The sequence below is a fragment of the [Clostridium] citroniae WAL-17108 genome, from assembly GCF_000233455.1.
GTDB classification, from domain to species: Bacteria; Bacillota; Clostridia; order Lachnospirales; family Lachnospiraceae; genus Enterocloster; species Enterocloster citroniae.
This window is the reverse complement of record NZ_JH376420.1, coordinates 1904373-1913980: the sequence shown is the minus strand read 5'-3', so window position 1 is coordinate 1913980 and position 9608 is coordinate 1904373. Positions and strand designations below refer to the sequence as shown.

The 9608-nt window shown below is 50.4% G+C and carries 10 protein-coding genes; 9 read left to right on the top strand and 1 reads right to left on the bottom strand.

The features are described 5' to 3' along the window. From HMPREF9469_RS08625 to HMPREF9469_RS08595, 7 genes are all read left to right on the top strand, one after another. A partial coding sequence (locus HMPREF9469_RS08625) for a hypothetical protein (protein ID WP_040415781.1) occupies window positions 1-562 on the top strand: 562 nt, incomplete at its 5' end. Between the two features lie 141 nt (window positions 563-703). Next, the gene (locus HMPREF9469_RS08620) at window positions 704-1186 is read left to right on the top strand and encodes a peptide deformylase (protein ID WP_040415778.1); all 483 of its coding nucleotides are present in this window, start codon (window positions 704-706) and stop codon (window positions 1184-1186) included. Between the two features lie 155 nt (window positions 1187-1341). Continuing rightward, window positions 1342-2169, top strand: coding sequence for a hypothetical protein (locus tag HMPREF9469_RS08615; RefSeq protein WP_007861023.1), 828 nt, complete (start codon window positions 1342-1344; stop codon window positions 2167-2169). Window positions 2170-2188: 19 nt separating this feature from the next. Next, a complete protein-coding gene (locus tag HMPREF9469_RS32395; RefSeq protein ID WP_242827898.1) occupies window positions 2189-2836 on the top strand; it encodes a GrpB family protein in 648 nt (215 codons plus the stop codon). 11 nt (window positions 2837-2847) lie between these two features. After that, complete coding sequence (locus tag HMPREF9469_RS32390; protein ID WP_007861019.1) at window positions 2848-3330, top strand: GNAT family N-acetyltransferase; 483 nt, start codon at window positions 2848-2850, stop codon at window positions 3328-3330. A 79-nt stretch (window positions 3331-3409) separates the two neighbouring features. Further along, window positions 3410-4285: a helix-turn-helix transcriptional regulator gene (locus tag HMPREF9469_RS08600; RefSeq protein WP_007861017.1), complete on the top strand. Its 876-nt coding sequence runs from the start codon at window positions 3410-3412 to the stop codon at window positions 4283-4285. Window positions 4286-4541: 256 nt separating this feature from the next. Beyond that, window positions 4542-6065 (top strand): 4Fe-4S dicluster domain-containing protein, encoded by a 1524-nt coding sequence (locus HMPREF9469_RS08595; RefSeq protein ID WP_007861015.1) that lies wholly within the window; start codon window positions 4542-4544, stop codon window positions 6063-6065. Between the two features lie 6 nt (window positions 6066-6071). Here HMPREF9469_RS08595 and HMPREF9469_RS08590 read toward each other — a convergent pair whose 3' ends face one another. Beyond that, a complete protein-coding gene (locus HMPREF9469_RS08590) occupies window positions 6072-7415 on the bottom strand; it encodes an MATE family efflux transporter (protein ID WP_227884168.1) in 1344 nt (447 codons plus the stop codon). Between the two features lie 114 nt (window positions 7416-7529). On the opposite strand from HMPREF9469_RS08590, the gene HMPREF9469_RS08585 reads away from it, so the two are divergent. Together HMPREF9469_RS08585 and HMPREF9469_RS08580 are read left to right on the top strand one after the other, a co-directional pair. Next, window positions 7530-8426: a LysR family transcriptional regulator gene (locus HMPREF9469_RS08585; RefSeq protein ID WP_007861011.1), complete on the top strand. Its 897-nt coding sequence runs from the start codon at window positions 7530-7532 to the stop codon at window positions 8424-8426. Between the two features lie 65 nt (window positions 8427-8491). Next, on the top strand, window positions 8492-9322 hold the full coding sequence (locus tag HMPREF9469_RS08580; RefSeq protein ID WP_007861009.1) for an MBL fold metallo-hydrolase: 831 nt from the start codon (window positions 8492-8494) through the stop codon (window positions 9320-9322). Window positions 9323-9608 lie beyond the last annotated feature (286 nt).

Genomic DNA, 9608 nt, shown 5'->3' with positions numbered 1-9608 from the left:
ACTGGACGCAGGGCTCCTGGAGCCGGGAACCATTGATTTTAACCATCTGGCCAATGTGTACCTGATAACCATAGCGCCCTTTGATCTGTTTGGGAAAAGACTCTGCCGATACACATTTAAAATGAGGTGCGAGGAGGATGATTCGTTGCGTCTGGAAGATGGGGCGGTGAGGATATTCCTGAATACCAGGGGAGAGGGGGATGACCGCATCTCCCCGGAGCTTATGGCGTTTTTACGGTATGTGGAACACTCTACAAAGGAGAATGCCGCGGCAGTGGACAGTCTCAGGCTCAGGAAACTCCACGACCGTGTACAGTCCGTGAAGGGAAACGAAGGAATTGAGGTGAAATATATGCAGCTGTGGGAAGAAAAAGCCATGGAACGGTTGGAAGGGCGAAAGGAAGGACGAAAGGAAGGACGCCAAGAAGGAGAGGAGTACTTTGCGGCCCTGACGGAAAGACTGTTAAAAGATTCCAGAACTGAGGATCTGATCAAGGCAACAAGTGACAAAGGATTCCGGGAAGTGCTTTATAAGGAATATGGAATTAAAAACCAGATTTGATAAGATTTTCAGTGTCCTCCGTGTATAAAACGGAGGATTTTTTTCAGGATAAATGCTATAATGGCGTCATATGGGCTGCGGGGCTGCCGGACGGACGAGGCAGTGCCGCACTGGAATACAGAGAACAAGGGAGCGGATACAATGGAAAAAACAATCTTATTGCTGGGAAATCCGGATTTATATCAGGTCTGTGAGGAAGTAAAACAGGAAGAACTGGAACAGATGAAATCCTTAAAAAAAGACTTAAGGGATACACTGCTAGGTTTCCGCACACGGTATGGAGCGGGACGTGCCATTGCCGCGCCCCAGATCGGAGTGAGAAAACGCGTTATATACAGACATTTGGATACAGAGATCCTTTTTATTAATCCATGGCTGGAGTTTCCCGATGAGGAGGAAATGGAAGTATTGGATGACTGTATGTCATTTCCTGATTTGCTGGTAAAGGTGAGAAGACGCAGGCGCTGCATTATCCATTACAGGGATGAACAGTGGAACGAATGTGCCATGAAGCTGGAGGGGGACATGTCGGAACTGCTCCAGCATGAGTACGACCACCTGGACGGAATACTGGCCACCATGAGGGCAGTGGATCAGCGGGCGTTTGTAATGAAAACACATTAAGCGCGCCAAACCAAACATAAGGAATATACCGGGCAGGATATGCTGGCGGAAGCGCATGGGTAGAAAGCATGGTTAGGAAGCATGGGCAGGAAACGCCTATAGATGCATCAGCAGAATGCGCCCGATTACATACAGATAGGAGAACTGGGGATTTTATGACCATTGACAGAGATTCATTTTTAAAAAAATATAATATAGAACTGGAAGACTTCCAGGCGGCCGGCATGCCATGGGAGGAACTGGCAGCTATCTATGAGGACTATCAGGCAAACGAGGGTAAGCTTCGCAATATAGGTAAGGATTTTGTGTATGACTACCTCTATGATATTGAAAAGGCGGGAATCCATTCCTATCGCTACAGAACAAAGGATCCGGGACATCTTCTGGAGAAGATCATACGCAAAAGAAATGAACAGTTTGACCGGTTCGAGACGATCAACAGGGATAATTACTACAAATATGTGACGGACCTGATCGGCATCCGTGTGTTTTTCCTGTACCGGGAGGATTGGATCCATTTCCATAGTTATATTACAACTGTGTTTGAAAATGATCCGGACCTTTATGTGGTGGACCGGATCCACGATTTTGATGAGAATCCCAGACATTACTATATTGCGGAACGCCCTAAGGTTTACCGCAGGAATGGGGACACCAGGATCTATGATGATAATCTGATCGAAATAAAATCTGACGGGATTTACAGATCCCTCCACTATATCATCAAGTACAAGGGATATTATGTTGAGATCCAGGGAAGGACCCTGTTTGAGGAGGGCTGGAGCGAGATCGACCACGATATCGTGTACCCGTACTTTAAGGATGATGAGATGCTGAAGGATTTCTCCACGTTATTGAACCGCTTGTCCGGAATGGCGGATGAGATGAGTTCTTATTTCCGCAGGATGAAGAATGCCAAGGAGGCATGGGAGCGCAAACTGGAGGAAGACGGAAGGCCGGGGGAATGGGAGGATGGGGAATAGGGCAGAGGAAAATAGTGTAGTGGAAAATAGTGTAGTGGAAAATAGTGTAGTGGAAAATAGTGTAGTGGAAAATAGTGTGGAGGAAAATAGCACAGAGGGGAAATTGTCTTTGCTGTCTCTTGACGAACTGTGGGAACTTTTTCCCATTTTCCTCACAGAGCATAAAGATGAGTGGTCCGGCTGGTTTGAGGAAGAAAAGCTGGCGTTAGAGTGTGTACTTCCCATGGAACGCACTGCAAGGATCGCCCATGTGGGAAGTACGGCCATTAGGTCCATCTGGGCAAAACCGATCGTGGATATACTGGTGGAAATGACGCCGGAAGGAGGGATGGAGGAATTCAGATCCTCAATCTTACAGGCAGGCTATACCCTTATGTCTAAAAATGAGAGCAGGATGTCCTTTAACAAGGGGTATACCGGAGCGGGGTTTGCCGAGAGGGTATTTCATCTGCACCTGAGAAAAAGCGGGGATCACCACGAACTGTATTTCAGGGATTACATGAGGGAACATCCCGAGGCAGCCGGGGAATATGAGGCCTTAAAGCTGAAGCTGTGGAGACAGTATGAACACGACCGGGATGCCTATACGGAAAACAAGTCCGAGCTGGTGAACAAATATACTGCTATAGCCAGGACGGAATATAAGGGCAGATATGATGGGGAATAGGAGGGGGATATATGGTTTTTGAACCTGCTGTGATGAAAGAGACGGACAGGCTGAGGATAATTGCCAGGGAATCAGAGGCCCACTGGGGATATGATAAGGCATTTATGGATACATTTGACAGGACGTTTAACATTACCGGGGAATTTATAGCCAGGTACCCTGTTTTTTGTGTCAGGGAACATGGGGAGATCACAGCCTTCTGGGGCGGTATGCCTGAGGAGAATGTTTTTCATCTGGAGTATTTTTACATAGGCAGGCAGGTGATAAAACGGGGATATGGAAGACGCATGTGGGAGCATATGACTGCCTGGTGCAGGGGAGAGGGGATGGAGAGGGTCATCTTTGTCACCAGCTGGCAGGCGGTTGGATTTTATGAAAAAATGGGTGCGTTACAGGATGGGGTATCCCGGTCATTGATCGATGGCAGGGATATTCCTCGTTTTATATATTGCATAAAGCAGGGAACCTGTCTGGATCTAAAGTCCTGCCCATAATTTCAGCCTGGCAAAAAAAGTCGAGTGCCTTTTGGCAATAACCGGTACAATCATATACGAAAGGCGGTGAAGAGCAGATATGGAGGAACAGATCGAAGCCGTGCAGAGAATGCAGGATTATATCCAGGCACATTTGAATGAGAGCATCACTCAGGCGGATCTGGCCAGGGTATCCCTGTATTCCCCTTGGTATTCCTACCGGCTGTTTGTGCGGCATGTGGGGATGACGCCATCGGATTACATCCGCAGGTTCAGGCTGTCACGGTCCGCCATGCAGCTCAGAGATGGGAGGGCCAGGGTGACGGACACTGCATTTGAAATGGGGTTTGGCAGTGTGGACGGATACCAGCGGGCATTCTTTAAGGAGTTTGGCTGCAATCCGGGCAAGTATGCAGTGAACCCTGTTCCCATCAGCCTTTTTACACCGTATGGAGTCAAGTACCGGCATATCAGAAGGGAGAAAAACATGGAACAGGTAAAAAATGTGTTTATTCAGGTGATGGAGAAACCGGAGCGCAAGGCCCTGATCAAAAGGGGGATCAAAGCAGAGGAATATTTCTCTTATTGCCAGGAAGTGGGATGCGATGTATGGGGATTGCTTACCAGTATCCGATCCCTGTGCGGGGAGCCGGTATGTATGTGGCTGCCCAGGCGCTTCATAAAGCCGGGAACCTCACCCTATGTCCAGGGGGTTGAGGTCCCCGCGGACTATGAGGGCGAGATCCCGGAGGGATTTGACGTGATGGCGCTTCCCGCCTGCAGGTATCTTATGTTCCAGGGGGAGCCTTTTGCTGAGGAGGATTACTGTCAGGCAATTGAGCAGGTCCAGGAAGGGATTAAAAAATATGACCCATCGGTGATTGGTTATCAGTGGGATAAGGATAATCCGCGCATTCAGCTGGAGCCTGTGGGGACCAGGGGATACATTGAGCTTTTGCCTGTGAAGCCCGTTTAGGGGAATCACAGGTGTGCCAATGCTTTAAATTGGAAACAATGGTTAAAAAGCAGTTAATTTGCTTGCAATTGCTTTCTTATCATATATAATCGGTACTGTATTACTGAGATGTGTGAATGAGGATATAATAGTACGGGAAACCATACCCTCAGTGGACAAGGGGACGCACGGTTTTGCACCACAGATTTGTGATTCCGGGGCGTATGTGCCATTGTCCACTGAGGGTAGGACCGATAGATATCATAAGGAGGCGCGCATGAGAGGCGTAGAGACACGTATACAGGAAATCAGACACAGGATATTCACGGAAGTGGCGCGTATGGCTTACCATACGGAGTGGCCGGTGGACAAGAGGATTGAAGAACTTCCCTATAAGATCATACCGGGGGAGGTGGGAAAATTCCGCAATGATGTTTTTTTGGAGCGTGCCATTGTGGGGGAAAGGCTGAGGCTGGCCATGGGACTCCCCTACCGCAGCGCGGCCGAGTCTGCTCCGATATCGGATAATATCGGAGCGGCGGACCAGTCTGAGACATACTATACCCCGCCGCTGATCAATGTGATCAAGTTTGCCTGCAATGCCTGCCATGAGAAGCGGGTGGTTGTGACAGACGGCTGCCAGGGCTGCCTGGCCCACCCCTGCGTGGAGGTATGTCCAAAGGATGCGGTTAGTATTGACCGTTCCAATGGCCGTTCCCATATTGACCAGGATAAATGCATCAGGTGCGGCCGGTGCGCTGAGGTGTGCTCCTACCATGCCGTTATCGTGCAGGAACGGCCATGTGCGGCTGCCTGCGGAATGGACTGTATCCATTCAGATGAAAACGGTAAGGCGGACATTGATTATGATAAATGCGTATCCTGCGGTATGTGCCTTGTAAACTGCCCCTTTGGAGCCATTGCGGATAAGTCCCAGATATTCCAGGTGATCCGGGCCATCCAGTCGGGAGAGCGCGTGTATGCTGCGGTGGCGCCTGCATTTGTGGGACAGTTTGGCCCAAAGGTAACGCCGGGAAAGCTGCGTGCAGCCATGAAGGCCCTTGGGTTTGCGGACGTTTTTGAGGTGGCGGTGGGGGCTGACCTGTGTGCCACCCAGGAAGCCATTGATTTTATGCAGGAGGTACCGGAAAAGCTGCCATTTATGGCTACATCCTGCTGCCCTGCCTGGTCCATGATGGCAAAGAAGCTGTTCCCTGAACAGGCGGACTGTATTTCCATGGCGCTGACCCCCATGACCCTGACCGCGCGGCTGATCAAGCGCCACCACAAAAATGCAAAGGTGGTTTTTATTGGCCCGTGTGCGGCTAAAAAGCTGGAGGCCATGAGGACGGATATACGAAGCGATGTGGACTTTGTCCTGACATTTGAGGAAATGACCGGAATATTTGACGCTAAGCATTTGGAAGTGGAAAAAATGGAGGAGGATCCGGACGGCGTTAACGATGCGTCTATGGATGGACGTAACTTTGCCGTGTCCGGCGGTGTGGCCAGATCCGTGGTGGATGTGATCCATAAGCGTTTTCCGGACAGGGAGATCAAGATTGCCAACGCAGAGGGTTTAAAAGAGTGCAGGAAACTTCTGACCATGGCTAAGGCGGGGAAATACAACGGATACCTGCTGGAAGGCATGGCCTGTCCGGGCGGATGCGTGGCAGGGGCAGGAACCATGCAGCCCATTAAGAAATCCCAGGCAGCGGTCAATCTATACGCTTCCAAGGCAAAACACAAAAACTCCAATGAGACGGAGCATGTAAAAGAGCTGGATAAGCTGGTGGATTAAAACCCCTTAGCGGCGGGCGGGGCCGGGAGATACCAGATAGACGGCCCACCACAGGGAAACTGCCAGCAGCCATCCGATGCCGGTGGCCAGGGCCACGGCGTTTAACCCGGCGGATCGGACAAACAGCCATGAAAGGATAACTCTCAGGGTGATGTGCATGGTGGCTCCGATGATGGGGACCGTGACCCGTCCGTTCCCCTCAAAGTATCCCACCAGGCCATTGCCTATAAAACAAAGGACATAAAAGCAGGAGATGACTTTTAAATAGCCGGTCCCCTCTGAGAACGCTGTTCCCTGACCCGTACCCAGCATAAAGGACATGGCCAAGGATGCAGTGAGATACATGATAAGGGAGCAGAGTACGCCCATGCCTGACAGCATGGAAACGCCGGTTAGAAATCCCTTTCTGGCCCTTCCTTTGTCCCTGTTCCCTATATTCTGGGCAATGAATACCGAGACAGAGGCAGAACCGCTGTCGCCAAAGGAATTGGCAAATCCCTCGATCCTTCCTGCGGCAGTATAGGCAGCGATCACATCAGTGCCCAGGGTATTGACAGAACCCTGTACCAGCATTTTTCCGATATAAACACTGGACTGGTGGATGGCCGTCACGGAGCAGTAGGCCCATGTCCGTTTGAGAAGTGACGGGTCCACGGCGGCATCCTCACGGCAGAACATCAGGCCCGGGGCTTTGCACTTTATATAGAGAAGGCAGAGGACCACGGAAATACCCTGGGACAGGATGGTGGCCCAGGCAGCACCGGGAATCCCTGTGCCAAGTACTGCCACAAACAGCAGATCCAGTGCCAGGTTGGAGCAGACTGCAATTGCCAGAAACAGGAGGGCGGCCTTGGTATCGCCTGCCGCGCGGAGCACCGCACTGCAGAAATTATAGAGAAATGTGGCGGCCAGCCCGCCGAATATGACCATCAGGTATGTACGGGCCAGCGCGGCCACTTCGCCGGGAGTACGGATCATGCGGAGTATGGGGGAAAGAAGCAGGATGCCGGACAGGCTGAGGGCAGCTGTAAACGCTGCTCCGGATACAAGGGAGGTAAAATACTCCCTTCGGAAACTCCTCTGATCCCCGCATCCGTAAAACTGGGCAAGGATAATGGATATGCCGGTGCAGAATCCATTGATGACAAACACAAACAGATTCATCACGGTACCGGACACTCCGATGGCTGCAAAGGCAGCCGGACCCGCATATCGTCCCACTACCAGGGCATCAATGGTGTTGTAAAACTGCTGCAGGATATTTCCCATAATAAGGGGAAGCGCAAGTGAAACCAGCTGTCTTTGAATGTTACCTGAGGTCAGATTCTTCATGGAAATGATTCCTTTCACCAGTTATTTTCCTTTCTTTAAGGATAAAAGGAAAATGAATGATTGTAAAATGCCTAATTTGTGGTTAAAATATAAACAAGTATTTATATTTTAACCATAAACTAGGAGGTTGGGATGACAGAACTGGAGATCGAGGCTTTTTTAGCTATTGTAAGGACCGGAAGTATTTCGGCGGCAGCCCAGAAGCTCTATGTGACCCAGCCGGCCCTCAGCCGCCGCATCCATGCCCTGGAGCAGGAGCTGGGGTACAGTCTTATGGTCCGCAAAAAGGGAGTGAGGAGCATAGAACTTACATCCCAGGGAAAGGCGTTTATTTCCCTTGCTGAAAAATGGAAAACAGTTTGGAATGAAAGCAGGGAACTGGGCAATCCGGACCGGAGCAGGACCTTTCATATCGCATCCGTGGGAAGTGTGAGCACATACCTGCTTCCAAACGTGTTGGAGCGCTTTATGGAGCTGAGACCGGACTGCTCCCTGAATTTTCATCACTGTCATTCCCTGGAGAGTTACGGTTATGTGGAGAGCGGGGAGATGGATCTGGCCCTGATCTCCGATGATATGTTTTCACACACTGTGGAGACAGTGCCTGCATTTAAGGGAAAAATGGTGTTGGCAACCCGGCAGAGCTTTGAGCACAGTCCCGGTCCCCTAAGCCTTGATCCAAAAAAAGAGATACGGCTTCCCTGGGATCCTGAATATGACTTGTGGCATGATTACTGGTTTGGTCCCCGCGTGCGCCCCAGGGTGATGCTGGACCAGATGTCACTGATGGAGTATTTTCTCCGCGAAAAAGAATGCTGGGTCATTGTTCCGGAGTACATTGCCAGGATCCTGACGGATCAGGCAAAGGACAGAGGGGGGCTGAACCTGTATGAGATGGAAGACGGTCCGCCGGAGTCTGTGATCTATTATCTGATAAAAAAGGGCCGGAGCCCTGCCCATGCGGCGGGATTCCTGGAGGTGATGAGACAGGTGCTGGAGCATCAGGAGGGAGTCACGGTTCTGATGTAAAATAGGATGTGTATGGAGAAATCCGGATGGAATAAAGTGTAATATCCGAAAGTGGAGGATGCAGATTGAAGATACGGATCGTAGTGGATAATAACACGCTCATTGACCGCTATTATGTGGGGGAACCAGCTGTTTGCTATTATATTGAGATGAATGGGAAACGGATCCTGTTTGATACGGGATACTCGGATGTGTTCCTTGCAAACGCCAAAGCCATGGATATCGATCTGAGAAGCCTGACCCATATTGTGCTGTCCCATGGCCATAATGACCACACAGGCGGACTGGCTTATTTGTTGAAATCAGACCTTCCGCCCTGGGTACGGCTGGTGGCCCATCCGGGGTGCTTTGAGGCCAAGGCAGTGGAACATGAGCCGGTGGGTGCTCCCGTCTCCCTTGGGGATATTGAGAACAGGTTTCAATACATACCTGCCGTTCGGCCATGGGATCTGTCAGAAGGCGGCCAGGACTGCGTGTTCCTGGGACAGATACCCAGGAAGCTTGAATTTGAGGGCCGGGACGAGATCGGATTGCGCAGGTGCGCGAATGGATGGCAGGGGGACCGGCTGGAGGATGATTCGGCCCTGGTGTGCAGGCTGAAGGACGGGCTGTTTATTGTCACAGGGTGTTCCCACAGCGGGGTATGCAATATTGTGGATTACGCAAGGAACGTGTGCAGAGAATCCAGGATTGTGGGGATACTGGGCGGATTTCATCTCTTTGATGTGGATAACCGGCTGGATAAGACCATTGAATTCATGAAAAAGGCACGGGTGGGAACCGTGTATCCCTGCCACTGCGTGTCCCTAAAGGCAAAGGCCAGGATGATGGAGCGGCTTTTGGTGGAGGAAGTGGGGGTTGGAACGGAAATTTGTCTGGAAGAAATTACTGCTTGACCTTTTTGCCATGATCTGATATTATCTGTACCATAAAGAGTTTGAAAGCGAGGCGTTTTTTTGTTAATTGTGTCTGTTTGTGGAAGATAATGAATCTATGGTGTACAAAGCAGGCTGCGGTCCCATTGTGGATACGGGCATTGTTTTTGTACCTTTATCCATGACAGATGACCATATAGAGTGGCGGCGTGTCTGACAGCAATGTTTGGACATGCCTTAGAACGTACCTATGTGACACAGCCTGTTGGTGGATGTCCATGGGTTTTTTATTTTCCATTTTTATTCT